Origin of the sequence: Pseudomonas bubulae (assembly GCF_037023725.1) — a bacterium.
Taxonomy (GTDB): Bacteria; Pseudomonadota; Gammaproteobacteria; order Pseudomonadales; family Pseudomonadaceae; genus Aquipseudomonas; species Aquipseudomonas bubulae.
In genome coordinates, this window is the sequence record NZ_CP146077.1 from 3,490,959 (window position 1) to 3,517,050 (window position 26,092).

At 58.4% G+C, this 26,092-nt stretch carries 28 protein-coding genes; 14 read left to right on the forward strand and 14 right to left on the reverse strand.

Going from position 1 to position 26,092, the window contains the following annotated elements; genetic code table 11:
• Positions 1-118: 118 nt before the first annotated feature.
• The 7 genes from V6L81_RS15875 to glcF all read left to right on the forward strand — a co-directional run bounded on the left by V6L81_RS15875 (position 119) and on the right by glcF (position 5,903).
• Positions 119-742 carry a TetR/AcrR family transcriptional regulator gene (locus tag V6L81_RS15875; RefSeq protein ID WP_095023357.1) on the forward strand — a complete coding sequence of 208 codons (624 nt, stop codon included), beginning with the start codon at positions 119-121 and terminating at the stop codon, positions 740-742.
• Positions 743-893: 151 nt separating this feature from the next.
• Entirely contained in the window at positions 894-1,061 is a 168-nt protein-coding gene (locus V6L81_RS15880; protein WP_165446467.1) for a hypothetical protein, read from the forward strand.
• 33 nt (positions 1,062-1,094) lie between these two features.
• Complete coding sequence (locus V6L81_RS15885) at positions 1,095-1,304, forward strand: hypothetical protein (protein WP_095000131.1); 210 nt, start codon at positions 1,095-1,097, stop codon at positions 1,302-1,304.
• Between the two features lie 90 nt (positions 1,305-1,394).
• A complete protein-coding gene (locus V6L81_RS15890; protein ID WP_095000130.1) occupies positions 1,395-1,940 on the forward strand; it encodes a DUF4410 domain-containing protein in 546 nt (181 codons plus the stop codon).
• 181 nt (positions 1,941-2,121) lie between these two features.
• The gene (glcD, locus tag V6L81_RS15895; RefSeq protein ID WP_095026212.1) at positions 2,122-3,621 is read left to right on the forward strand and encodes a glycolate oxidase subunit GlcD; all 1,500 of its coding nucleotides are present in this window, start codon (positions 2,122-2,124) and stop codon (positions 3,619-3,621) included.
• Positions 3,621-4,682: a glycolate oxidase subunit GlcE gene (glcE, locus tag V6L81_RS15900; RefSeq protein WP_095023355.1), complete on the forward strand. Its 1,062-nt coding sequence runs from the start codon at positions 3,621-3,623 to the stop codon at positions 4,680-4,682. The genes glcD and glcE overlap by 1 nt, the downstream gene beginning before the upstream one ends.
• A gap of 3 nt (positions 4,683-4,685) precedes the next feature.
• Positions 4,686-5,903, forward strand: a complete 1,218-nt coding sequence (glcF, locus tag V6L81_RS15905) for a glycolate oxidase subunit GlcF (RefSeq protein ID WP_338660137.1) — start codon at positions 4,686-4,688, stop codon at positions 5,901-5,903.
• On the opposite strand, the gene V6L81_RS15910 is transcribed toward glcF, so the two are convergent.
• The gene (locus tag V6L81_RS15910; RefSeq protein WP_240055604.1) at positions 5,900-6,715 is read right to left on the reverse strand and encodes an alpha/beta fold hydrolase; all 816 of its coding nucleotides are present in this window, start codon (positions 6,713-6,715) and stop codon (positions 5,900-5,902) included. The two genes, glcF and V6L81_RS15910, sit on opposite strands and share 4 nt — an antisense overlap.
• Before the next feature lie 108 nt (positions 6,716-6,823).
• On the reverse strand, positions 6,824-7,717 hold the full coding sequence (locus V6L81_RS15915) for a LysR family transcriptional regulator (RefSeq protein WP_095000125.1): 894 nt from the start codon (positions 7,715-7,717) through the stop codon (positions 6,824-6,826).
• A 105-nt stretch (positions 7,718-7,822) separates the two neighbouring features.
• Here V6L81_RS15915 and V6L81_RS15920 point away from each other — a divergent pair, with 105 nt between their 5' ends.
• From V6L81_RS15920 to V6L81_RS15935, 4 genes are read left to right on the forward strand one after another with little or no spacing between them, the layout of a single operon-like run.
• Positions 7,823-8,503, forward strand: coding sequence for an RraA family protein (locus V6L81_RS15920; protein ID WP_095018515.1), 681 nt, complete (start codon positions 7,823-7,825; stop codon positions 8,501-8,503).
• Positions 8,503-9,165 (forward strand): RraA family protein, encoded by a 663-nt coding sequence (locus V6L81_RS15925; protein ID WP_095000123.1) that lies wholly within the window; start codon positions 8,503-8,505, stop codon positions 9,163-9,165. Before V6L81_RS15920 ends, V6L81_RS15925 begins: the two co-directional genes overlap by 1 nt.
• Entirely contained in the window at positions 9,165-9,803 is a 639-nt protein-coding gene (locus V6L81_RS15930) for an RraA family protein (RefSeq protein WP_095000122.1), read from the forward strand. Before V6L81_RS15925 ends, V6L81_RS15930 begins: the two co-directional genes overlap by 1 nt.
• Positions 9,800-11,014, forward strand: a complete 1,215-nt coding sequence (locus V6L81_RS15935) for a pyridoxal phosphate-dependent aminotransferase (protein ID WP_338660138.1) — start codon at positions 9,800-9,802, stop codon at positions 11,012-11,014. The genes V6L81_RS15930 and V6L81_RS15935 overlap by 4 nt, the downstream gene beginning before the upstream one ends.
• A 144-nt stretch (positions 11,015-11,158) precedes the next feature.
• Here the strand turns inward: V6L81_RS15935 and V6L81_RS15940 are convergent, their stop codons facing one another.
• From V6L81_RS15940 to V6L81_RS15985, 10 genes are all read right to left on the reverse strand, one after another.
• Entirely contained in the window at positions 11,159-12,628 is a 1,470-nt protein-coding gene (locus V6L81_RS15940; protein ID WP_338660139.1) for a TolC family protein, read from the reverse strand.
• Positions 12,629-12,659: 31 nt separating this feature from the next.
• The gene (locus V6L81_RS15945) at positions 12,660-14,702 is read right to left on the reverse strand and encodes a MacB family efflux pump subunit (RefSeq protein ID WP_338660140.1); all 2,043 of its coding nucleotides are present in this window, start codon (positions 14,700-14,702) and stop codon (positions 12,660-12,662) included.
• A 58-nt stretch (positions 14,703-14,760) separates the two neighbouring features.
• Complete coding sequence (locus V6L81_RS15950; protein ID WP_095026208.1) at positions 14,761-15,888, reverse strand: efflux RND transporter periplasmic adaptor subunit; 1,128 nt, start codon at positions 15,886-15,888, stop codon at positions 14,761-14,763.
• A 406-nt stretch (positions 15,889-16,294) separates the two neighbouring features.
• Positions 16,295-17,575 (reverse strand): translesion error-prone DNA polymerase V subunit UmuC, encoded by a 1,281-nt coding sequence (gene umuC, locus V6L81_RS15955; RefSeq protein WP_095018511.1) that lies wholly within the window; start codon positions 17,573-17,575, stop codon positions 16,295-16,297.
• Entirely contained in the window at positions 17,565-17,993 is a 429-nt protein-coding gene (locus V6L81_RS15960; protein ID WP_095018510.1) for a LexA family transcriptional regulator, read from the reverse strand. The genes umuC and V6L81_RS15960 overlap by 11 nt, the downstream gene beginning before the upstream one ends.
• A 105-nt stretch (positions 17,994-18,098) precedes the next feature.
• Positions 18,099-18,593, reverse strand: coding sequence for a GNAT family N-acetyltransferase (locus tag V6L81_RS15965; RefSeq protein WP_338660141.1), 495 nt, complete (start codon positions 18,591-18,593; stop codon positions 18,099-18,101).
• 11 nt (positions 18,594-18,604) lie between these two features.
• Entirely contained in the window at positions 18,605-19,042 is a 438-nt protein-coding gene (locus V6L81_RS15970) for a GNAT family N-acetyltransferase (protein ID WP_133145164.1), read from the reverse strand.
• Between the two features lie 4 nt (positions 19,043-19,046).
• On the reverse strand, positions 19,047-19,310 hold the full coding sequence (locus V6L81_RS15975; protein ID WP_240881043.1) for a hypothetical protein: 264 nt from the start codon (positions 19,308-19,310) through the stop codon (positions 19,047-19,049).
• 45 nt (positions 19,311-19,355) lie between these two features.
• On the reverse strand, positions 19,356-19,751 hold the full coding sequence (locus tag V6L81_RS15980; protein WP_095024628.1) for a GFA family protein: 396 nt from the start codon (positions 19,749-19,751) through the stop codon (positions 19,356-19,358).
• Entirely contained in the window at positions 19,751-20,398 is a 648-nt protein-coding gene (locus tag V6L81_RS15985) for a class I SAM-dependent methyltransferase (protein ID WP_095023346.1), read from the reverse strand. Before V6L81_RS15985 ends, V6L81_RS15980 begins: the two co-directional genes overlap by 1 nt.
• A gap of 146 nt (positions 20,399-20,544) precedes the next feature.
• Here V6L81_RS15985 and V6L81_RS15990 point away from each other — a divergent pair, with 146 nt between their 5' ends.
• From V6L81_RS15990 to V6L81_RS16000, 3 genes are read left to right on the forward strand one after another with little or no spacing between them, the layout of a single operon-like run.
• Positions 20,545-21,963: an FAD-binding oxidoreductase gene (locus V6L81_RS15990; RefSeq protein ID WP_095018507.1), complete on the forward strand. Its 1,419-nt coding sequence runs from the start codon at positions 20,545-20,547 to the stop codon at positions 21,961-21,963.
• A gap of 52 nt (positions 21,964-22,015) precedes the next feature.
• A complete protein-coding gene (locus V6L81_RS15995) occupies positions 22,016-22,954 on the forward strand; it encodes a LysR family transcriptional regulator (RefSeq protein ID WP_095000111.1) in 939 nt (312 codons plus the stop codon).
• Between the two features lie 47 nt (positions 22,955-23,001).
• Entirely contained in the window at positions 23,002-24,330 is a 1,329-nt protein-coding gene (locus V6L81_RS16000) for an MFS transporter (RefSeq protein ID WP_095023344.1), read from the forward strand.
• Positions 24,331-24,339: 9 nt separating this feature from the next.
• On the opposite strand, the gene V6L81_RS16005 is transcribed toward V6L81_RS16000, so the two are convergent.
• Positions 24,340-25,368: an LLM class oxidoreductase gene (locus V6L81_RS16005; protein WP_095032103.1), complete on the reverse strand. Its 1,029-nt coding sequence runs from the start codon at positions 25,366-25,368 to the stop codon at positions 24,340-24,342.
• A 14-nt stretch (positions 25,369-25,382) separates the two neighbouring features.
• Complete coding sequence (locus V6L81_RS16010) at positions 25,383-26,006, reverse strand: glutathione S-transferase family protein (RefSeq protein ID WP_338660695.1); 624 nt, start codon at positions 26,004-26,006, stop codon at positions 25,383-25,385.
• Positions 26,007-26,092 lie beyond the last annotated feature (86 nt).

A 26,092-nucleotide genomic window follows, 5' to 3' on the forward strand; every position in this document is an offset into this window, starting at 1 on the left:
ATGCGCAACTGATAGTGGCTCGCAAATGAGAACCTTAATTAGTTGCATGACTATAAACTAATTTGCGAAATGCTGACAAGACAGCTACAAGACACTCCTCACCGATCAAGGAACGGCCATGAACGCCTCACAACCACCCGCGACCCGCGGGCGCCCTCGCACCATCACCCGCGAGCGCATCGTCGAAGCAGGCATCGAGATCGGCCTGCCGGGTATCACTTTTGTCGGCGTTGCTGCCGCTTTGGGGGTCAGTCATATGGCGCTGTACAAGCATGTTGCCAATCTGGAGGCGCTGAAGAATCTGATCGCCGAAGAGATCTTCACCCGCTGGCAGATACCGCGGGTCGACGCCGATCAGCGTGGTGAACTCAAGGACTACCTGACGGTGTTTGCCACCTCGGTGCGCCTGTTTGTAAAGGCCCACCCCGGCTTGACGCCCTACGTGATTCGCCGCTTGGCGGCGACCCAACCGATGCTCGCCAAGATCGACGAGCATCAGAGCCATATCGCCCAGGTCTACGGCATTACCAAGGCGCAGGCCCGCTGGCTGCTGGCAACCGTGGCCTTCCACGGAATTGCCGTAGCCGACACGGTGTATTCAGTCACCGGCCAGCCCGTTGAAGAAGCCCAGCGCCTGGCCGAAGAAATCGAGATGGAGGCCGAGCTGGACCGCGGCATGCGTGCACTGATCGTTGGCGCACTGGTGCTCATGGATGAAGAGGAATTCCAGGCAAAGCCATAGGTTTGACATCATGTAAATCAATAACTTGCATATGACTGTTCATGTAAATCATTTTGTTTGCGCCGTCATTGCCAGGGAACTACTGAGCGAAATCGAGTCAAATCAGGTTCATGTCGTTCAGGATCTAGATGATGAAAACGCAGGCACACCGATGAGCAGTAAAACCAACCACGGCTGGGCCTGGGCGTACCACAAGATTCGCGGCCTGCAATGCACACGGGTGACATCGGCCTACAGGGCCACCCTTTATGTGCTGCGTGGCGATACAGGCACCTTCCACAGCGATGCCAGTTGGCAAAAAAACCGCATCCGGCGCTAGTATGCAGCCATTACTTATGGCGCAATTTTTGACATGTCCAAGAAGCAAACCGCAGAAAACCCGGCAGCTACGGCAGCTGGCATAGAACAATCGATCCAGGCCCTCAACAAAATGGCCGAACGCCTGTGGGGTGATGGCCGCGAAGCCGAGGCCAAGGCCCTGATCGACGCGCTTGATGCTCTAAATCGGGCGCTGGACCGGATCCGGATTGGCGAAATCGGTCGGGCGGCGACGCTTCACTGATGCCGATACTGGCCAAGAGCCATTAAAGCCGGTGAAAAATCTGAGGCGTTGCGGTATAGATAGCGTTCATCCCCAGAATATGGACATTCAATGAACGCTTCCAAACTCTCGTCTGCGCTGTACTGTGCCGTGGCCATTTCACTGTTGAGCGGCTGCGCGGCCTCGGTTAAAAGCGGTGGCAGCCCCATGCTGCCGATCCAGGCAACAGCCAAGCAAAACCTGCGCGTCAACTTTGAAGGCAACAGCAAGGTTCAACAGAACGAGGACTGGCCCCTGCTGAAGCAAGAATGGAAGGAGGCCTTGCATGCCGAAGCCTCTGCAGAGGGCTACCGCCTTGCTGAGTCCCAACTGCTCAGCCTTGATGGAAAAGACGGTGTGGGCATCAAGATCAATGTAAGCAACTTCCGCTACATCACGCCGGGTGCACGGTATGGCGCAGGCATCATGGTGGGGAATGCCTGGGTCAACTCAAGTGCAGACTTCACCGACCTGAAGACCGGCCAGTTGCTGGGGACCCGGACCTACGATACGTCATCATCGGCCTGGGAAGGCGTCATGTCGGCCATGACCCAGGAGCAGGTCGAAGCCATCGCCCGGCAAATCATTGCCGATATCAAAAGCGCCAAGGCCTATTGACCTTTTGCCCCGCAAGCGGGCCCTTGTACCTCAAGGGCCAGTAGCACAGCGCTTTTTATCACCCCCGGTTTCAACACCGACGCCACCGATATCACCCTGCAAGTGATACAGGGCGCACTTTGCGACTAGGCTGCATACGGAACAGACCTCCAATAAGAACAATCGAGTGTCGTGAGCCGCCATGAACATTCTCTACGATGAACGCGTCGACGGCGTCCTGCCGGACGTCGATAAAGCCGTATTACTGCGCACCCTGCGCACACGCTTGCCAAACCTTGAAGTCCTGCATCAGCGTGAAGAACTCAAGCCCTACGAATGCGACGGGCTTAGCGCCTATCGCACCACGCCCCTGCTGGTAGTGCTGCCACGCCAACTTGACGAGGTACAGGGCGTGTTGCGCATCTGCCATGAGTTGCGCGTGCCGGTGGTCGCACGCGGGGCCGGTACCGGTTTGTCCGCAGGGGCATTGCCCCTGGAAAAAGGCGTGCTGCTGGTAATGGCGCGCTTCAACTCTATCCTTCATATCGACCCCGACGCCCGCACTGCACGGGTTCAGCCCGGTGTGCGCAACCTGGCCATTTCCCAGGCAGCGGCGCCGTATGACCTGTACTACGCGCCGGATCCGTCCTCGCAGATTGCCTGCTCGATCGGTGGCAACGTCGCTGAAAACGCCGGTGGCGTGCATTGCCTCAAGTACGGTTTGACCGTGCACAACCTGCTAAAGATCGAAATACTGACCGTTGACGGCGAGCACCTGACCCTGGGGGCGGATGCCCTCGACTCCCCCGGTTTCGATCTGTTGGCACTGTTTACCGGTTCCGAAGGCATGCTCGGGGTCATTACCGAGGTCACGGTCAAACTGTTGCCCAAACCGCAAACCGCCAAAGTGCTGCTGGCAGCCTTCGACTCGGTTGAAAAAGCCGGTCGCGCCGTGGCTGACATCATCGCCGCCGGCATCATACCCGCAGGGCTGGAGATGATGGACAACCTGGCCATCCGCGCCGCCGAAGATTTTATTCATGCCGGTTACCCGGTCGAGGCCCACGCCATCTTGTTGTGCGAACTCGACGGCGTCGAAGCCGATGTACATGACGATTGCGCGCGCGTGCGCCAGGTGCTTGAACGGGCTGGCGCCAGCTCCGTGCGCCAGGCCAGGGACGAAGCTGAGCGGGTGCGCTTCTGGGCCGGGCGCAAGAACGCCTTTCCCGCTGTAGGTCGCCTTGCGCCGGATTACTACTGCATGGACGGCACCATTCCGCGCCGTGAGTTGCCCGGCGTACTGCAGGCCATTGCCGGATTATCGACCCACTACAACCTGAGAGTGGCCAATGTGTTTCATGCCGGTGACGGCAATATGCACCCGCTTATTCTGTTCGATGCCAATCAGCCCGGGGAACTTGAGCGCGCCGAAGCCCTGGGCGGCCAGATCCTTGAGCTCTGCGTCAAGGTCGGTGGCAGCATTACCGGCGAACACGGCGTAGGCCGCGAGAAGATCAATCAGATGTGCGCGCAGTTCAACAGCGATGAACTGACCCTGTTTCATGCCGTCAAGGCCGCCTTCGACCCCGGCGGCTTGCTCAACCCCGGCAAGAACATCCCCACCCTGCATCGCTGCGCCGAGTTGGGCGCCATGCACGTGCATATGGGGCAACTGCCCTTCCCCGAACTGGAGCGGTTCTGATGCGCAGTGCAGACAATGTCGATACCAGCGCCCTGTTGCTGGAGCAGGTCAATCAGGCGCTGCAATACGCCACCCCGCTACGTATCCAGGGCGCCAACAGCAAAGCCTTCCTTGGCCGCAGTGTGCCCGGTGAAGTGCTCGACACCCGCGGCCATCGGGGCATTGTCAGCTATGACCCCACCGAGCTGGTGATCACCGCACGCTGCGGTACGCCTCTGATGGAGCTGGCGCAGGTGCTGGATAAAGCCGGGCAAATGCTGGCCTGCGAACCGCCCTCTTTCGGTGCCGCCACGGTCGGTGGCATGGTTGCCAGCGGCCTGTCGGGGCCGCGCCGGCCCTGGTCAGGTTCGCTCAGGGACTTTGTCCTCGGCACCCGGGTGATCACCGGGCACGGCAAGCATTTGCGTTTTGGCGGCGAAGTCATGAAAAACGTCGCTGGCTATGACCTGTCCCGATTGATGGCCGGCAGCTACGGCGCACTGGGAGTCATCACCGAAGTGTCACTCAAGGTGCTGCCCAAGCCGCGGCAATCCCTGAGTATCAGCCTGGAACTGGACACGGCGCGAGCCCTGCTGCGCCTCGCCGAATGGGGCCGGCAACCGCTGCCGATCAGCGCTGCCTGCCACGATGGCCAGCGCCTGCACCTGCGCCTGGAGGGTGGCGAAGGCTCGGTGATGGCGGCTCACGAACGCCTGGGCGGCGAGCGCCTGGACGCTTCGTTCTGGACACGGCTCAACGAACACCAATTGAGCTTCTTCGATGAGGGCCAGCCCCTCTGGCGCCTGTCCTTGCCCAACAACACCCCGGAACTTGAGCTGCCCGGTGAGCAGTTGATCGATTGGGGCGGTGCCCAGCGCTGGCTCAAGTCGGATGCTGAGGCGAGCTTTATCCGCACGGTTGTAACCGAGGTCGGCGGCCATGCCACCTGCTACAGCCACGGTCTTGTCGACAGCCCGTTCCAGCCGTTACCGGAGGCTCTGATGCGCTACCAGCGTAGCCTCAAACAACAACTCGACCCGCGGGGTATTTTCAACCCCGGGCGCCTGTACGCGGAGCTTTGAACCATGCAGACCACGTTGAGCGAACAGGCCCGCCAATTGTCCCGCGCCGGGGAAGCTGAGCGCATCCTGCGCAGTTGCGTGCACTGTGGTTTCTGTAACGCCACCTGTCCGACCTATCAGTTGCTCGGTGATGAACTGGACGGCCCGAGGGGGCGTATTTACCTGATCAAACAGGTACTGGAAGGCAATCAGGTGACGCAGAAAACCCGACAGCATCTGGACCGTTGCCTGTCTTGCCGCAATTGCGAAACCACCTGCCCCTCGGGCGTCGACTACCACAACCTGCTGGACATTGGCCGGGCAATGGTTGACGCCCAGGTACCCAGATCGCTCGGGCAACGCTTGCTGCGTCAAGGGCTGCGCAGCGTCATACCGAATGCGGGCCGGTTCAGGTGGCTACTGCGCAGTGGTCAGATCTTGCGCCCCTGGCTGCCCGCACGCCTGCAAGACAAACTGCCAGGCCAGGTCCCTGCGCCCGGGCTGCGACCTACCCCCCGCCATGCCCGGCAAGTCCTGCTGCTCGAAGGCTGCGTGCAACCGAGCTTGTCACCCAACACCAACGCAGCAGCTACCCGAGTGCTGGACCGATTGGGCATCAGCGTGATTCCTGCCCGAGAAGCCGCTTGCTGCGGTGCAGTGGACTACCATCTGGACGCCCAGGCCGCAGGACTTGATCGCGCCCGGCGCAATATCGATGCCTGGTGGCCGGGGATTGAACAAGGGGCCGAAGCAATCGTGCAAACCGCCAGCGGCTGCGGTGCCTTTATCAAGGAGTACGGCCACCTGCTCGGCAACGACCCGGCCTATGCCGAAAAAGCTGCCAAGGTCAGTGCGCTGGCCAGGGATCTGGTTGAAGTGCTGCGCGACGAGCCACTGCACACCCTCGGTGTGCACAGCAATCAACGGCTGGCGTTCCACTGCCCCTGCACCTTGCAGCACGGGCAAAAACTCGGCGGCGCGGTTGAAGGCATTCTCACCCGGTTGGGGTTCAACCTGACCGCGGTGCCCGACAGCCACTTGTGCTGCGGCTCGGCAGGCACTTATTCGCTGACCCAGCCCGAACTGTCCCGGCAACTGCGCGACAACAAACTCAACGCACTGGAAAGCGCGCACCCCGAGGTTATTGTCACGGCCAATATCGGCTGCCAGGCACACCTCGACAGTGCAGGCAGAACCCCGGTGCGGCACTGGATCGAGCTGGTGGAGGCGGCGTTGCCCTAGCCTGAAATTGCCCCATAAAAATCGGCCATGTGCTGCCACATCGCAATCGGGTTGGAATACATCGGGAAGTGGCCGCAAGCCGGGATCTGCCCCAGGCGTACGCCGTGAGCCGCGATATGCGGCAGGTAGGACAGTGACGCGTTCTGGTCGCCAAACATAAACATCTTCGGGCACGGCAAGCCGAGAAACTTGCCCATCAGGTTGGCGTTATCGGACAGCTCGACCATCGACTCGAAAATCCCCCGCACCGCTTGCACACGCACCTTGTGCCTCAGGTTCGCGGCATACAGGGCACTGGCATAGGCCGGGGCATGGCGGGCACGCTCGATAAAGGCCGTAAAAAACAGCTCAGGATCATCACTCGGGCAGTCGATGATCTGACGGCTGAGAAAGCAGTCCTCGGGGGCAATATTGCCTTCGATATCGACAAAACTGAGTACCCGCTGCGGGAACTGATGGGCCAGCATCAGGGCGGTCAACCCGCCCATGGAATGGCCCACCAGATGGAAGCGTTCGATGCCAAAATGCTCGAGCACTTGCAGCGCCGTTTGCTGCAAAAAAGGGATGGAAACCCGGGCAAGATCACTGCACCCGCTGTCACCACACCCCGGCGCATCGTAGGCCAGAAAGGCATGCCCGGCGAACTCCGCACGCAGCGCGATATCGGCATAGTCTTCCTTGCTCGAACCGAAGCCATGCAGAAAGACAATCGGTGCCAGTTCCCCTTCTCGGTGAAGAGCGGCAATAGTCAAGTGCACACCCTCTACCTCCAGCGGCACTTGGGTATGGGCAAAGGTTGCGGGTACGGGCACGGGCATGACTCCTGAAGCGTTAAGGCGGCGGACCAATGTCAGGCACATCGGCCCTGGTGTAAATGCCTAAGACCAGAAGGTTTACATAGGCCAAACCTATCAAAAACATCATGCCTTGGCGCTTAAACGAGCAATGATCGCCTCTATCAGCGGGTTCGACCGATTGGCATTCCATGCCACGGCAGTGGTCACCACGTTGAGCTTTTCGCTCAGTGCACGGAATACCACATTGGCGGGAGCCAGCTTTTTCAAGGACGCAGGCACCAGCGCAATGCCCTGGCCATAGCTGACAAAGGCGATTTGCGAGGCCACGGAACGCACTTCGTGCAACACCCGCGGGGAAAAACCGCTTGCCCGGCAGGTGGCAATCAGATTGTCGAAATACACCGGGCTGACCTTGCGCGAAAACATCACCAGAGGCTCATTGGACAGGCTGGCCAGGCTGATGCGCGTGCGCGCTGCCAGCGGGTGATCACTGGGCAGGGCCAGCATCAGGCGGTCCTCCAGCAGCGGCAGTGACTGGATTGAGTCCCCCAGATCACCGTCCAGACGGGCAAACGCCAGATCAATATCCCCCGCCTCCAGCGCCGGCACCGCTTCGACGCTGTCAATTTCCCGCACCGAGACGGTCAAGTGCGGGTAATCCTCCTTCAACCGCTCGATCAGGCCCGGCAGTACATCAAACATGGCCGTGGAAATTGCGCCAATGGTCAGCATCCCCGACTGCCCCGCCAGCGCTTCATCCACGGCCAGCTCCAGACGCTCCAACTGCTCGGCGAACTTGCGTACGGCCGGCAGAATTGCCGTCCCCACCGGCGTCAGCTTGGCACCGCGCCGCGAGCGCTCGAACAGTTTGACCTTGAGCGCTTGCTCCAGCACCTGGATCTGCTCGCTCAGCGGCGGCTGGGACATGCCTAGGCGCTTGGCGGCGCGGCCGAAGTTCTGCTCTTCGGCGACGGCCAGAAAGAGCCAGAGGTGACGGATCAGACGGAAATTGATCATGGTTTTTCCATAGGTTTAACGTATCCAAAGCTTACGTGAACAGGAATATACCTATCAAACAGCCTCGCCGACACTGAGCACCTACACCACCACTGAGGCTGCGCGATGACGCTCAAAAGCACGACCGACAGGACTGTACTCCAGCGTCTGGCGGCACTGGACAGTAATACCGTGTCCGATGCGCTGGATTTTCTTGGTCTGGCAGGGGCCACTGTGGGGCTGCGGCCGCTGTGGAACTGCCCGCCGATCGTTGGCCGTGCCAGTACCGTACTGTTGGCCGCAAAGACCGACACGGTGCCCAGCGCCCACCTGATCACCCCGGTGGTCGAACACATCAACACGGATGATCGGGTGCTGGTGATCGCCGGCGGTATCGAGGGCATCTCTTGCTGGGGCGATATCCTTGCCAATGCGGCGCTCGCCAAACAGGTGCGAGGCACCATCATTGACGGTTGCAGCCGCGATATTGATGGCAGTGCGGCAATCGGTTATCCGGTTTACGGCCGTGGCGTCACCATGATCAGTGCGCGCAATCGCGTGATGCAGATAGCGGCCGCCGTGACAATCGAAGTCGCCGGGGTCAATGTCAGCGAAGACGACTATGTGATCGCCGACAACTGCGGCACGGTGTTTGTGCCCCAGGCCCATATCGCTCAGGTCGTCGATCTTGGCGAACGTATCGCCCGGCGTCAGCAAGTCATGCTCGACGCTGTGCGCAGCGGTCGCTCCGTAGCCGAAGTCATGCATGACAGCCAGTTTGAAGCCATCCGCACGGAGCACGCCTGATGAACCCTGAAGATCAAGCACTGGTCGCCCTGTTTGAGGGCCTGGACACCCCGGGGGTTTCCGATGCCCTGGACAAGCTCGGCCTGCCCGGCCAATGCCTGGGCGTGATGCCGCTGGGCAACTACAGCACGGTTATTGTCGGGCCGGCATTCACGGTGCAGTACGTCCCGGCCAGCGTGCCTGCCGGGACCGTGGGCGACTTTATCGAGCAAGTTCTGCCCGGTGACGTAGTGGTGATCGACAATGCCGGGCGCACCGACTGCACCGTATGGGGCGACATCATGACCCAGTACGCCGGCAGCCGAAACATCGCTGCCACGGTTATCGACGGTGTTTGCCGTGACGTGAACAAGGCGCTGGGAGACGGTTATCCGATCTTCAGCAAGGGCCGCTTTATGCGCACCGGCAAGGACCGTGTCCAGGTGCAGTCGATCAACCAGCCCGTTTCCATTGGCACCGCCCGCGTCTGTGCCCGTGACATCGTGGTGGCCGACGCCAATGGCGTAGTGATCGTACCCCGCGCCCATGCCGCACAAGTGGCCGCCTGTGCGCGGCAGATTGAAACCGTCGAAGCGCAAATCCGTACCTTGATCAGTCAAGGCCAGACCCTTGCAAGCGCCCGCGCTGCACTGGGCTACCACAGCCTGCAGAGGAAAGCCTGATGAGCACACTCGCCCTGCCCCTGAACTACCACGAACGAGCCAGAATCCTCGGCAGTTCGACCCTGTATGAGGCATCACACCTGGCCTGTGCCGTGGACAGCGGCATCCGCCCGATCTGGGATGGCGCCTTTATCGCCGCGCCGGCGTACCCGCTGCAATGCGCTCCTGGCGATAACCTGGCCCTGCACCTGGCACTGGAACAGGTGCCCCGCGGCAGTGTGCTGGTAGTGGGTACCGGTAATTTTATTGCCGGTTACTGGGGCGAAGTCCTTACCGTAGCGGCACAGGCAGCCGGTGTGGTCGGCCTGGTCATCGACGGCGGGGTACGTGATATCGCGGCCTTGAAGGCGCGCCGGTTTCCGGTATTTGCCCGCGGCATCTCGGTCAGAGGCACCGTCAAGGCCAGCGCCACCTCGGTAGGTCAGGCTTTCAATTTCAACGGCGCAGAGGTGGCGCCGGGGGATCTGCTGGTGGCTGACGATGATGGTGTGATCATCATCCCCAAGGCACATGCCGCACGTACCTTCGCCGAAGGCGAATCCCGTGCCGACAAGGAAGCTCATATGATGCAGGCTCTGACTGAAGGCCGCTCCACGCTCGAACTGATGAACCTGACTCACTGGAGACACCGCCCATGAGCAGCGATATCCAGCGGCTCAACCGGCACCTGGCAAGCGCCCTGCCCTCGGCCACCTATCGGATCATCGACCGTGTTGCAGAGCGCCGCGCCCAAGGCGCCACGATCATTTCACTGTGCGCTGGCGAACCGGACTTCGATACGCCCGAGCCTGTGCGCGACGCTGCAATCCGCGCCATAGGCCAGGGCCACACCCGCTACACCCAGGTCGCTGGCGCACGTTCACTGCGAGAAGCGGTAGCGGCCAAATTCCGTGGTGAAAACGGCCTGGATGTCGGCTGGCAGGACACCCTGGTCTGCAACGGTGGCAAACAGGTGATCTACAATGCCCTGGCCGCGACCCTCAATGAGGGAGATCAGGTCATCATCCCGGCGCCTTACTGGGTCAGTTATCCCGAGATGGTTCAGTTATGCGGCGCACAAAGCTGCTTCGTGACCTGCCACGCAGCGTCCGGTTTCAAGCTGACCGCAGCGGCACTGGCAGCGGCAATCACCCCGCAAACGCGCTGGCTGATCCTCAACTCGCCCTCCAACCCGACGGGGGCGGTGTACAGCCGCGACGAGCTGGCGGCACTGGCCGATGTGCTGCTGGCCCATCCTCATGTATTGATCCTGGCGGATGATATCTACGAACACCTGATCTTCGATGATCAGCTGTTCCATACCCTGGCCCAGGTTGAACCACGCCTGGCAGCGCGCACCCTGACCATGAACGGCGTGTCCAAGGCCTACGCCATGACCGGCTGGCGTATCGGTTTTGCCACAGGCCCGCGCTGGCTGTTGCAAGCCATGGAAACATTGCAAGGCCAGCAGACTTCGGGAGCCGGCTCAATCTCGCAGCAGGCCGCTCTCGCCGCTCTGGAAGGCCCCAAGGACTTTATCCACAGCAGCCGTATCGCGTTCCAGAAGCGCCGCGATCTGATGGTCGACCAGCTCAATAGCATACCGGGCCTTGAATGCACCAGCCCGGCAGGCGCCTTCTACGCGTTCGCCTGCTGCGCCGGACTGATCGGCCGCACCTCGCCCGCAGGCAGGGTGCTGTCCACCGATGAAGACGTGGCCCTGGCCCTGCTCGACGAAGCCGGTGTAGCCGTGGTGCATGGCAGCGCCTTTGGCCTGGGGCCCTATATCCGTATTGCCTATGCCCTGGATGACGCCTTGTTGCGCCGGGCCTGCGAGGCGATCAGGAGGTTTTGCATGGTTGTGCGTTGACGTGCAGCAGGATTGGCCGGCCCCGGAAAACATTACATTCCATTAAACGCATGGCTTGAGTTGAAACTCACACATCAACCAGGCCTGCGAGCACTTAACGCACACAGCCGGCAAATAAACCTGAAGCACCTGACCAGGTACCTTTCATCGCAAGGCATCAGCGCATCCATCACCGCAACCGCCACCGATAGACTGATGAAACTTGACCATGGCAATCAACCGATCAGTGCGACTCTTACCCAGTCGCAGTTCGATACTGCGCTTCGCATCCTGTTGATCCAGCCATTCTTTTATATTCGACTGCCCAAGGCGATAGCGTATTTCAGCAATGCGCTCTGCCCGGGATGAAGATTCATGGGCACGGGCCAGGTAGAGCCCCTCATCGGTGAGCTGTTTATAGGCCGACAGTGAGTTCTCAACATCCTGCAGTGCATCAAGCAACTGCTTTTTGTATAACTCGATACTCTCCTGGTACGTTGCTTCGGCGATTTCAACTTGCAACTTGCCTTTATTGAACTCAAAAAACGGAAGCCGTAAATCTGCCGTAAAAAAACCCACCGGATTTCGCAGAATATTTGACAGTTCGCGTGTCCCTCCTCCAGTGATACCTGCCGTAAGATTCACTGCCGGATAGAGGTTTCTTTGCTGGATCTCAATATTGCTGAAATGAGCGCGCAACCTGAGTTCAGCAGCCCTCATGTCGGGTCGCTGGCTCAGAATGTGGGCAGGTATCTCCGACCGTAGCGCTGTAGACGGTTGAGTCGGAACTGGACGAATCTTGATCGTGTCATCCCATCCCATAGGCGACGCCAATAAAACCAACAAGGCATTGCGGCTTTCTTCACGCTGTTGAAGCCGCCCTGTTTTATCGGCCAGCAGTACACTTAACTGTTGCTCTGCCTGAATCGACTGAAGACGCCCCTCCTGCCCAACGGATTCACCCAGGCGTGCCAGCTCAAGGATTGAACGGGCGCTGGCAATGCTGGTGTCGTTAATTTCAATGCTTTCATTCAAAAACGCTAATCGCCAGTACAGCTCCATTGTTGTACCGATCAGTTGCATCGCGATGTGCTCACGATCCTCCCGGGTCGCCATGGCTTCCCAGGCCGAGATATCGCGAGCCTTTGCAAGACGCCCCCATAAATCCAGCTCGTAGCTCAAGGAGAATGTGCTGGTAAAAGCCTTTTGTTCCGAACTTCCTCTGTTCAGTTCCTTGCTACTGCTCAGTTTGAATCCACTTGATACACCTGGTGTTAAATTCGTCCTGACAATACCCGCTTGTGCCTCTGCCTTTTTGACCCTGTATGCAGCCGCTGCCAGGTTATTATTATTGCGCAGTACACGTTCCACCAGAGCGTCCAGGTCAGGGTCCTGAAATGAGCGCCACCAATGCTGTGTCTGCTTTATATCTTTACCCTCAGGTAATGCATTACGCCATTTTGCAGGCAGCGCCAGTTGTGATTTGACAGCGTTCACATCGGGCAGATGAGTGCTACAACCTGCCAACAGCATCACGCTACAAAACACAGCAGGGTAATATCTAGTAATCACAATGATATTCTCAAGAACATTGGAGCGCAGTGTTGACTGCGTCCAGCAAGGCATCGACTTCATGTTGAATGATTACGATGGCAAACCCATTGACTTACGCCCGGGACAAAGCCTCGACAGGATCCAGCCTGGCGGCATTTCGAGCAGGTATATAACCAAATACAAGACCAATAACGGTAGAACTTGCAAACGCTACCATGAACGACCAATAAGAAAATTTAAGCGGAAAATCAGTTTGTAATCCGCCTAAAATTTCCCCGGCAAGCAGGGCCAGCAAAAACCCAAAACCACCGCCAAATATGCACAGCAAACAGGATTCGCTGAGAAACTGCTGCATGATATTTCGTCGACGGGCACCGAACGCCATACGAACGCCTACTTCATAGGTTCGCTCTGCTACTGAGTAAAGCATCATATTCATCAAGCCAATTCCTCCAACCAGGAGAGAAATCGATGCGACCGATATGCTCAGCACGTTCAAGACTCTGGTAGCACTGGTCACCGACCGGAGTATTGAGTCTGCAGAACTTGTGAAAAAGTCTTTGCTGCCGCGTTTGAGTTCCAAAAGACGATTGATATTACTTTCGGCCAGTTCGTTTGAAATCCCGTCAGCCACGCGCACTACAATGCTCTCAAGAAATGACTGGCCCGAAATACGTGACATCAACGTGGTATAAGGCATATACATCTGCAGAACAGGTGCCTCACCAAATGAAGACGGTGTATTTTTGATAACCGCTATGACGATTGCCGGCATCGGGCCTACCAATATGACTTTTCCAATCGGGTCCTCCCAGCTCGGGAAAAGTCTTTTGCGCATATTTTCATCAATGACTGCAACTTGCGCCTGCCGTTTAACATCATCACTGGAAAAAAAAGTACCTTGCGCAAATACCTCGCCTCTCACCCTGGCAAACGCTTCACCGACACCCAATACCTGAGCTGAAAGGTTGGCGTTTTTTGATGTAATGGTGGCTGTCGCAGAAGTGACCGGGGAGATGCTGTCAACGTAGGGAAGTGATCGCAGATAGTCCACATCAGATTCACTCAGCGCTTTGTTTGAACCCTTGTAGATATCACCCCAGTCCTTCCCGGAGTAAATATCGATGGTGTCAGCACCCAGGGCGCTGATCTCTTGAACTATGCGGTCGCGCGCCCCCTCACCCAGGGCAATAACCGATGAAACCGCAGCAATGCCGATGACGATTCCCAGTACCGTCAATCCCGCATGCAAGGGCTTTCTGACCAGCCACGAAAAAGCAATTTTAATTGCCTCCACCCAGCCTGACAGCATGTTTATCGAGGAGCCCTGTGCAGGTTTCAACCCCGGGCCCCCTCGCGGCCCTGCCGTTGACGAGGCAGGGTGATTGCCTGTATCCGAAGAGATGCAGCCATCCTGAATATGAATCAGCCGCTGCGCATATGAAGCAATGTCATTATTGTGCGTAACAATAATGACGGTATGCCCTTTTGCATTCAGTTCACATAAGGCGGCCATCACCTCCTCACCGCTCTTGGTATCCAGCGCACCGGTCGGCTCATCGGCCAATATGATGTCGCCGCCATTCATCAGTGCACGCGCAATGCTGACACGCTGTTGCTGCCCACCTGACAACTGTCCCGGAAAGAAGTGCAAGCGGTCACTCAACCCAAGACTGCTCAACAGCATTTGCGCGCGTGCACGCAGTGTTTTCTTCTCCCCTTCGACATAAAGGCCTGGAGACAAAACGTTTTCTTCAGCATTCAGGTGGCCCAGCAAATGGTAGCGCTGGAATACGAATCCGAAAGTGCCCCTGCGCAAATCTGCCAACTCATTATTCGTCAGACGGGTCACACTCCGCCCGTGCAGGATGTATTGCCCTTGCGAAGGCGGGACAAGGCACCCCAGAATATTGAGAAGGGTCGATTTTCCCGAGCCCGATGTCCCGACAATTGCAACCATCTCACCTGCACGGATATTCAGGTTGACGTCTCGTAAAGCCTCTGTAGATGAATGACCATTGAAATAGCTCCTGCTGACATTTATCAATTGGATTAATGGCGCGGATAAGCTCAGGTTTTCCTCTGGCAGGTTGCCAGGCTTTACGGCATCCTTCGTGGGCCGAGTTCGAAACTTTATTTTCCTGAGACATTCCATACACTACCCGACAAATAAATATTAACAATGACTCCCACAGCACAACGTCAATCAACGCCTATTCGATAATGACATTGTCGCCTAGCTCAAGCCCCGACTTAACTTGCACATGCGTATTGTTTCGCAGACCGATCGCAATGGATCTTGCAATCACTTCTTTCTGCTCCGTCAATATACGCACTTCATAAAGATTGCCCGCAGACTGCTTTTTTCCGAGAGCGGCCAAAGGAATTGCCATCACCTGACCAACGCTTTCCTGAGTGATTTTAACGTTGGCTGTCATCAAAGGCTTGAGCAGACGATCAGGGTTATCAACTTCAAACGTAGCATTGTAGTAAACAGGAACATTGGACGTTGCATTGGGCTTTGAGAGTTCTTTGCTGTCAGTAACGACGGACTCCGGCAGAAGTTCAACGGCAAGAATGTTCGATTCGAAAGACAGCTCCGGTGCACCGGTCACGGTAAAAACAACCTTTTGCCCCTCCTGCACTCGTACAATATCCGACTCGGATATTCTGGCCTTGACTGTCATCCTGTCCATATTGCCCATAATCAGAATGGTCGGTGATGTCTGGGCGGACACAATTGTCTGGCCCTCTTTAGTCACAATAGCGATGATTTCGCCATCGGCAGGCGCCTTGATTTTCGTATACCCGAGATTAGCCACTGCGCTATCCATCTCGATTTGAGCCAAATGAATCTGGCTTTTTAGAACGAAGACTTCAGCCCGGGCATTTTCCAGCTCCACTTCGGCTTGCTCAAGGTCTCTTTTTGCGCTGGCATCTGCCTGGTACAGCGCTTGCTGGCGGGTAAATACCCTCTCTGCGCGCTGGCGCGCTTTTTCCTTGGCCTTTTGCTGTGCCAGTACAAGATCGCGGCTGGCTTTCGCCTTGCTCAAGGCATTTTCCTGAAGCTCCGGATCAATCTCCACTAATACCTGGCCTTTTTTGACCTTGTCACCCAGTCGCACATGGATTGTTTTAACTTGACCATTAACCTGCGCGCCGACATCGACCAAGCCCGTTGCGACTATCGGGCCTGTTGCCAAAACCAGACTTTCCATGTCGATTTTCGTTACTGGCGCAACGATATGGCTCACTTCATCAGACCGATCAAACAACCCATAAAATGCAAAAGAAGATAATGCGACCAGCCCGACAACAAAAACAATCCATTTAAATCGCATAAGTGAGCAACCAATACAATGCAACTGTGTTTATCATCTTTAATCCTGACCTTGCCTGATAGCAGGCACGTACCGGCATCTGCTTTTTTGACTTTTCTTGATAGTCTTGATAGCCCGCCACTCTTGCAATTAAAACCAGTGCCTGTTCGGCAATGGGTATAACAGGGCAACACCATTAGTACAGCATCAGTACTAACATTCAACTACCAGGAGCAAGCGCAAGAATAACCCCACTATTAATTCAGGGTTTTCCTACCTTGATTTTTCTTGAGTCTTCAACAAGCAAACCAGCAGCACACGACAGCCCAGTGTTCTGAGCAGGCCATATGTTTGAACTTCACACACCGGATCTCCACTTTGCGCGTACAGTTCATTGCCCACAGTTCTGCACAATCAACGGCCGTATTTATCGGCACGAAACCTGCCAAAGCTGATCCACCCGCGTCGTATAACTCTGGCTCATCATCTCCCGGCGCATCCCCCAGTCGGGTTTGCCCGGCACGCTGGCGGCCCGTAACGTGCCCCTGCCCCAGCGGCCATTGATGGCATCCAGTACCGCCATCACCCGTGAAGCTTCTGCCGGTTGATTGACGGCAAACAGATCGTCGGAAAACTCCCCCGGCTGGCGCAGGTCGAGCAACAACACTTCGGCCTTGCTGTATCTGAAGCCGGGCTGAAACACATGCTCCAGAGCATCCACCGCTGCTCTGGTGAGTAACCGCACATCATCGGTAGGATAGGGCAAGGTCACCACCACGCCCTTGGCGTACTTCGCCTCGTCCGGGTTGAACATGCCGGTACGAATGCTGACCCGGACTTTTTGGCAGTATGACTTTTGTGCCCTGAGTTTTTCCGAGGCACGCATCATATAGGTGGCTACGGCCTCCTTGATCGGTGCCAGCTCGGTCAGGCGCTTGCCAAACATGCGGCTGCAGCAGATCTCCTGCTTGGGCGGGTCGGGCTCGTCCAGGGCCAGGCAGGATGTACCGTTCAATTCACGGGCCGTTTTTTCGATCACCACGCTGAATTTTTTGCGCAGCGACCACGGGTCCGCTTTGGCCAGGTCCATCGCTGTGCGAATCCCCATACCTTCAAGATGCGCGGTCATGCGTCGGCCAACGCCCCAGACCTCCGACACCGCGGTATTGCGCAGTACCCAGTCACGTTCATGGTCGCCACACAGGTTCACCACGCCCCCCGTGTGGGCCTGCAAGCGCTTGGCGGTGTGATTCGCCAGCTTGGCCAGGGTCTTGGTATGCGCGATACCGACCCCCACCGGAATGCCCGTGCATTGCAGGATGCGACTGCGCAACTGACGGCCCATGGCGGTGGCGTCAACGATACCGCTCAGGTCGGCAAAGGACTCGTCGATGCTGTAGACCTCGACAGCCGGTAACATCGCCTCGATCAGGCTCATGACACGCTCGCTCATGTCGCCATACAACGCATAGTTGGACGAGAACGCCACAATCCCCAGTTGCTCGAGCCGATCCTTGATCTGGAAATACGGCTCGCCCATTTTCACGTGAGGCTTGGCGTCATAACTGCGGGCGATCACGCAGCCGTCGTTGTTGCTCAGCACCACAATGGGCACCTTGGCCAGGTCGGGCCTGAACACACGCTCACAGCTGGCGTAAAAACTGTTGCAATCGATCAGGGCAAAAACCGGCGCAGGCTTAGTGGCCATGGCTGCGCACGGTATAGGTAATCACGCCCCAGACTGTCAGTTCATCACCTTCGAGTACATACCGGTCCGGATACTTCGGGTTTTCGGATTGCAGCACAATGCTCTTGCCACGCAGGCACAGGCGTTTGCATATCGGCTCGTTATTGAGCAGCGCCACCACCACATGGCCATGCCCGGGCTCGATAGCACGGTCCACCACCGCCAGATCCCCTGAAAAAATCCCCACACCCTGCATGCTGTCGCCGTCGATGCGCACCAGATACACATGGGGCGCACGGATACCGAGCAGTTCATCGAGGGAAATTTCCTTCTCGATATGATCCGCCGCCGGTGACGGAAACCCGGCGGGGACTTTGAAAGAGCAAAGTGGCAGGCGAACGCCATCTTCAGCAATGGGACCCAGGGAAGTGAAGCTCATGACGCACGCCTTACGATAACTGTATGAACATACAGTAAACTGCGTAGGATCATTCTGGTCAATTTTTCTGACAGATATTTCGACGAGAGGAGTGTGTAGCCGATTTCAGGGGCTGTCTGGAGTCACAACCCAGCACATCGTCTGCAACCTGATAGAGGGATGACTTGCCAAGGGTTCCCATTCATCCCTGAACCTGAACCCTTGCTTCAGGTAGAAGCTGGCAGCTCTTGCGTTGTCCGGGGCTACCTCGAGATAAACGTACTCATGCCCACCCTGCAGCGCCCGGGCCTTGACTGCGCCAACCAGCCGGGCGGCCACATCGGCGCCGCGCACGCCGGGCTCGACCCACATGCCGATCAAGTTATAGCGCCGGTTTTCGCTCACCCCGGCACCGATCATGCCCACCGCCTTGCTGTCCTCGATGGCCAGCCAGAATTGCGTCCCCGCCCCTGAATCAGCGCGCTCTTGCCACTGCTCGTCGGTGTAACTGGCCGCCGTTTGATAGCTCACGCCAAATGCCGTCGGGGTATCCAGAAGCGCTGCCAGGCGAACCTGCTTCAACAGCATCCAGTCACTGGCTTGCGTCAATCGAATGTGCATACCCTTCCCTGCTACGTCCGTGATTTTTCAAAACGAACATCACCATCAGGCAAATTCGCCACCGCCTGCCAGCCAAGGTGCCGATAAAAACCGCTGGCACGGCTGTTTTCAGCGGTCTCCAGCCAAATCGTGGGGTGATGCTGAAACAGAAACGCCTCGGCCTTCGCCATCAGTCTGCGACCCAGCCCGAGCCCCTCGAATTCGGCCAGGACAAATGCGGCAAAGACACAGCCATCCTCGGCATCGGCCATGGCAAACCCCACCGTAACACCCTCGACCTCGGCCACCCAGATACAGGGAGCGGCTTCCATCGCCTGACCTATGGCGTCGGGGGTAATGCCCATTTCAGTTAACTGTTGGTGAGAAAGAGGGTTCTCCCTGACGCGGGTACGGATGACAAAAATTGTCGGGATATCTGCCTGATTGGCAAGTCTTATGGCTATGTTCATAAATTCAGGGCTCCATCCCTTGCAGCTTGCGCTTCAGGCGCTTGAGGTAGCTGTTGACAATAAGTTTGTGCGCCGGCCCCACCGGCAGCAATAACGAAGAAATCCCGTCTCGGGTTCGAAACGCCAGGCGCATCAGCGGCCCCTGCCCGGCCGTCATCAGGTTCCAGGCTTGCAGCGCCGTGATCTGCACAGGCAGCAGCACCGATCTGCTGTCATGGTAATCAAGCTCGGGCAGCGGACGCAGGGTATGCACAGATGCACGGGTCACTAACGGTTATCTCCCTGATAAAAGTTAAATAATGCCACTGAAGCCCTAGCGCCCCGGCTGCCATTGCGGGTAGACCGCAAGGTCTTCATGTTCAAGCCATGGGACATCATGCTCAGCCCAGATATGGTATTGCGGGCGATCGCCCGGGTCCTCTTCCAGGGTCGCAACACGAACAATCACAGCCGCGGCTGTGTCACGTTCAGCCACAAGGTGACAACCGCACAGCGAGCAAAAGCGCCGCAGCTTGCCGGGGGAAGACTCGTAGTTGCTGAGCTTTTCCTGCCCCCTCGTCCAATGGAAGTGCTCACGCAAAACACCGGCCGTGGTGACAAACGCAGCAGCATGGGTTTTGCGGCACGACTGGCAATGACAATGGCTTACAGGCAGGTCGATACGATCAATTTCATAGCCAACGGCACCGCAGGCGCAACTTCCCTTCATCACAGGCTCCTTTGTTCAGTACGGTATTTATCGTCGCCTTGCGGCTTGCTGGCAATGATATCGAAGCGGTGCCAGGCGATGTCCCCCTGCAAACTGGCACCCGGTTGCTCGAATTCGCGCAACAGATGCAGCTCAAGATTACCGCACAGCAAGCGCGCCTGCGCTTCGGTCTGAAAGGTCATATGGGCAAGTGCCGCCCAGCCGTGCCGTTCGCCAAACAGATGGCCGACAAATACACCACCCGGTTCAAGCGCCGCAGTAACAAGCCGCCAAAGGGTCTCAAAATATTCTGGCCGACAGAACGGCAAGGCGAGACCGGCATGGATCAATCTGGATGCAGGTAACTGCGTCAGCTGTTCAAAATCGCAGGCCAGGGTCGCCAGCCGCCCACCGCTGACACCTTGTGACAATGCAGATGTTCGCGCAATGGCGCCGGCTTCGCGGTCAATGGCCAGTACGTCCCAGCCTGCGGCCAGCAATTGCCGGGTTTCCATTCCGGCCCCACAACCCAGGTCCACGGCCTGACGTGAACCCTCATTCGCGCTGATCAGGTTCAAGGCCCTACTCAGCAAGGGCGATTGCCCGCGCTGTTCACTTGCCTGGTAATAGGCTTCCCAGTCACTCAACTCAAGTTCCTTCTTGATCATTACGTCTGTCACAGGCCATCTCAAAAACAGATGGATCCATCTGAATTCAGCACTACGAGTGTGTACCCAAGGCTGCCTAAGATAAGTCATAACTCCCTGATAATGCCGCCCGTTTTACGCGGTGCACAACAACCGGAGATTGTCTGATGACCCATCCTGCTGCCTGCGAACACCCGCCCCTGGCCGAATCCTTGCGCGAGGAGCTGGGCCAATTGCTCGGCACCCGCTTCTCCACCTCGGCCAGCGTGCGCGAGCACCACGGCAGCGATATTTCCGCACTAGACCCCATGCCGCCGGATGCCGTGGCCTATGCCAACAGCCTTGAGGATATCGTCAGTATCAGCAGCGCCTGTTATCGCCACGATACGCCGATGATCGCCTATGGCAGCGGCACCTCGCTGGAAGGCTGGCTGCAAGCCTCCCACGGTGGCGTCAGCATTGATGTCTCGGGCATGAACCAGGTGCTTGCCATTCGCGTTGACGATATGGACGCCACTGTACAACCGGGGGTGACCCGCAAACAGTTGAATGCAGCGTTGCACGGCACCGGGCTGTTTTTCCCTATCGACCCCGGGGCCGATGCGTCACTGGGCGGCATGGCGGCGACCCGTGCTTCCGGGACCAACGCCGTGCGCTACGGCACCATGCGCGAAAACGTGCTGGCCATGACGGCAGTGTTGGCCGACGGCCGGGTGATCAACACCGGCGGGCGGGCGCGCAAGTCTTCCGCCGGCTATGACTTGACCCATTTACTGGTCGGCTCGGGCGGGACGCTGGCGACCATCGCCGAACTGACCGTCAAGTTGCACCCGATTCCTGAAGCCATTTCAGCTGCCGTGTGCCGCTTTCCCAGCGTGGATCTGGCCGTACGCGCCGTGATCCAGATCATCCAGCTCGGTGTGCCGGTCGCCCGCATTGAACTGCTCGATGCCTTGACCATGCGCGCCCTCAACGCCTACAGCAGCACGCAGTTGCGCGAGGCGCCGTCGCTGCTCTTTGAACTGCATGGCTCTGAAGCCGGCGTGAAAGAACAGATCGAGACCGTGCGCATGGTTGCCGATGAACATCAGGGCATGGACTTCGAGTGGGCTGTGCATCCGGAGGATCGCAGCCGTCTGTGGCAGGCCCGGCATGACGGCTACTTCGCCGCCCTCGCCCTGCGCCCCGGTTGCCGCGCCCTGACCACCGATGCCGTAGTACCGATTTCACGACTGGCCGAGTGCATTGAAGCGACGGCAGCGGACCTTGCGCAAAACGGCTTTCTCGCACCGATTTTCGGTCATGTGGGCGATGGTAACTTCCATGCCGTGATCCTGGTCGACCCGCACAACCCCGACGAAATCGAACGCGCCGAAGGCGTGGCCCATCGCCTGGCCGAGCGGGCCATTGCCCTGCAGGGCAGTTGCACCGGCGAGCACGGCATCGGCTTGACCAAACAGCACTTCATGGCCGTTGAACACGGGCAAAACGCCGTGGACGTCATGCAGTCGATCAAGGCGGCGCTCGACCCGAAACAGCTGATGAACCCCGGCAAGATATTCCCTCGAGGGCGCTCTGCAGGCTGACCCGCGGTACCATCACCGGCCCGCATATCCGAGTCCTGCAGGAAGCACCGCAATGGAAATCCGCCAGATCAAATACTTTGTCGCCGTGATCGATTGCGGCAGCCTGTCCAAAGCCGCCCGCCAGGTGCATGTGGCGCAATCGGCCTTGAGCAAGCAGATGTCGGCGCTGGAGGACGATCTGGGGGTTCAGCTGTTCCATCGCAGCCACAACGGCGTAGTCGCCAGCGAGGCCGGCAAGGTCTTCTACGAATACGCCCAGGGCATGCTCAAGCATCTGAGCGATGCCCGGGCTGCCGTCAGCAGCAGCCCCGACTCGGTCAGTGGCTCGATTATCGTGGCGCTGCCGCAAAGCGTCGCCACCCTCCTTGCCATGCCGCTGATGCGCGCCGTGGCCGCCCGTTACCCGCAGGTGGCATTCCATCTCAACGAAGAGCTGACCGGCAACGTCATGGACCAGTTACTGCACGGGCGCATTGACCTGGCCCTGTTCAGCGCCATCGACCTGCCCCCGCAAGTGTTGTTCAGCGCATTGATCGAAGAAGATTTTTACCTGATCCACCGTGCCGATGCCGCCGACGCCCCCGCTGCCGGTGAAGTTTGCCTGGCGCAGGCGCTGGCCCGGCCGCTGGTATTTCCCAGTCAGGCCCACGGTCACTGCACCCGCACGCTGGTCGAGCACGCGGTAAAACAGCACGGGCTGGCCGTGGGCGAAATCGTCATGGAGGTCAACTCCGTGCATATCCTCAAAAGCGCGGTCGAGGCCGGTATCGGTCACACCATCATGCCGTTGAACCTGGCCGTGCGTGAAATCGATGACGGTCGGCTGGTGGCCCACCGCATTGCCGCTGACGGCTTGACCCGAACCCTGGGTATCTGCAGTTGCGCTTCGATGCCCGCCAGCCATCTTAAAACCCTGATCAGTGAGTTGATCCGCGAAGTCGTGCACGCCATGTGCGCGTGCGGCGAATGGCCGGGAGGCCGTGCGCGCTGATCGGTGATTGCACACCTGCCCCTACAACAACAAAAAAGAGGCTCCAGATGAACACCCTACCGCCACCCCCTGCTGACATGCCGGACCATGCACTGCATTCGGCCTACCGCAAAACCGCCTGGCGAGTCATTCCGTTGCTGATGGTCTGTTATCTGGTCGCCTACCTGGACCGGGTCAATGTGGGCTTTGCCAAACTGCAGATGCTTGATGACCTCAAGTTCAGCGAGGCGGTGTACGGGCTCGGTGCCGGGGTGTTTTTTGTCGGCTACCTGATGTTCGAAATCCCCAGCAATATCGCCCTGCACAGGTTTGGCGCCCGGCGCTGGATCGCGCGGATCATGATGACCTGGGGCCTGCTGTCAGCGGCCATGATGTTTGTCGAAACCCCCATGAGCTTCTACCTGCTGCGCTTTTTGATCGGCATTGCCGAAGCAGGCTTTTTCCCGGGGATTATTTTCTATCTCACCACCTGGTTTCCGAGCCATCGCCGGGGCGTGATGATTTCACTGTTTATCGCCGCCCTGCCGATCTCCAGCATGCTGGGCTCGCTGATTTCCGGCTTGATCATGCAGACCCTCGATGGCGTGGCAGGGTACGCCGGCTGGCAATGGCTGTTCGTGATCGAAGGCTTGCCGGCGGTGGCCCTGGGCGCCGCCGTGTTCTTTCTGCTGCGCGACCGGATTGCCGACGCCCGCTGGCTCAGCGCCGAAGAAAAACGCGGCATGCAGGCGGCGCTGGATCGCGAAACCCGTGCCAAATCCCACCACTCCGTACGCGATGGTCTGCTCAACCCGAAAATCTGGCTGCTGGGGGCGGTGTACTTTTGCCTGGTGCTGGGCCAGTACGTGATCAGTTTCTGGATGCCGACCATTATCCGCAACAGCGGTGTCGCCGAACCCTGGGCCATTGGCGTGTTGAGTGCTATTCCCTATTCCGTGGCCGCGGTGAGCATGGTGCTGGTGGGACGCAGCAGCGACCGTGTTCGCGAGTATCGCTGGCACCTGGCAATCTGCGCCTTTATCGGCGCTGGCGGGGTGGTATTTGGCACCCTGTTCGGCGCCAGCCTGTGGCTGTCAATGATCGGCCTGACCGTCGGCACAGCAGCTATGATCAGCAGCTTGCCGGTGTTCTGGGGCATGCCTACCGCGGTGGTGGGCGGTGCAGCCGCCGCTGCGGGGATCGCGCTGATCAACTCCCTGGGCAATGTCGCCGGATTTTTCAGCACCATTGTGGTCGGCTGGTTGACGCAGTTGACCGGCAACACCCAGGCGGCAATGTACTTTATGGCCGCCGCGCTGGTGCTCGGCGGGCTGCTGGGCCTGAGTGTGTCACGCACGCGCAGTGACCCGGTTGTTGAGATCAAGGCAGTGGCCTGACAGGTGCCTTCACCATGCTGGCCCGACACGCCCCGGCCCCTGATGGGAAGGAAAATGCGGCAACACGTGCTCTGCCAGCTCCTGTATGACCTCTGCCGCAGGCCGCGCCGAAAACTGGATACCCAGGGCCGCATGGTTGACCCCTGCTGCTTGCCATTCACCCAGCAGATCAATCAGGCCATTGCGCCCGGTGCGCAACACATAACCGCCCTGTAAAGAGGTGCGGGGATAATCGGGGTCATCAACCAGGTCGAGCCATTCATTGGTCATGTGCGGCCTGAACCCGCCGTCCGGGATCAACTGGCGCCAGGCCCGGATCTTTTCGCCCAGGCGTTGCGGCCCTGCGCGGTCGTGGGTCGATTCGGGAAAGGTCAGCCAGCCATCGGCATGCTCGCCAATCCAGGCCAGTGACTGACGGGATGAACCGGTGACCATCAGGGGGATGGCTCCCGCCACGGGCCGGGGCAGAAATTCGGCTCCGGCCATGTGCCCCAGTGCCGAATCAATAACCGGCGCACGGGCCTGCATCAGTTGGCGGAAATACGTCACGCTCTGGGCAAACCGCTCACCCCGCCGGGCGTGCTCCAGACCATAGGCGGGAAACTCAATGGCCCGGTCTCCCGAGGCGATCCCCATGACCAGGCGCCCGTTCGACAACTGATCGATGGTGGCGCTGGCCTTGGCCAGATCAATGGGATGGCGCAACGAAAAGATTGCACTGCCGGTTGCCAGCGCAATTGAGCGGGTGTGAGCCGCCAGAAACGCCAGGTAGGTAAAGGGATCGAATACTTGCCCCGCATCACCGAAGGCAGGATCGAACAGCGGTACGTCGCGCACCCAGACTGCGGCAAAACCATATCGGTCGATGTCGCGAACCCGCTCGGCCTGCCCGGCCAGTACCGCCATGTCGCCCTTGTAAAAGCGCAATGGCAGAAAAATCCCGAGGGTCAGCTGATTGGCCGCGAACATGCGCCGATAACCGCGGTGGCTGGCAAATGCGGGCGACGACTGGCCTGTGATCTGATCTGTAGTGTTCATATTGATCCCCTGATTCAAGCGCCGGTGGCGCGAGTAGGCAGAGCGATGCCGCGCTGCACTGCAGGTCTGGCGCCAATGCGCTGGTACCAGGCGCTCAGGTGCTTATAGGTGCTGAAATCGAAGTCGATGACTTGCGCAATATGGGTCCAGCCAAACTGGGCAATATCGGCAATCGAGTACTCGTCACCGGCCAGATAGGGGTGCTCGGCCAGGCGGTTGTCCAGGGTGGTAAAGGCTTCATCCATCAAGCGCCGATAGCGCGAAATGGCCTGGGGAATTTTGTCTGCGGCAAACAGCTCGAAGTGAACGCGCTGGCCCATCACAGGCCCCACGCTGGCAGCATGAAACATCAGCCACTGGATGGCTTCCCAGCGTTTGGCGGGTTCTACAGGCAAGAGCTGACCACTGATATCAGCCAGATACAGGAGGATGGCTGCCGATTCAAACAGCGTGATGCCGTTGCTTTCGTCGACCAGCACCGGGATACGCCCGTGCGGGTTGAGGCGCAAAAACGCCGGGCTGCGGTTCTCGCCCTGGTCAATGTTTACGTGCCGCAGGTGGTAGGTTAAACCGAGCTCCTCCAGGGCAATGGTGATCTTGAAACCATTGGGCGAGCTGTCGGTATACAACGTGATCATGGGGTTCATGCAGGGCGTCCGGTTAGATATAGTTTTACTGAACTTGCACAGCATCTCTAAACTCGGAACATCATCGCTTTCGCTGT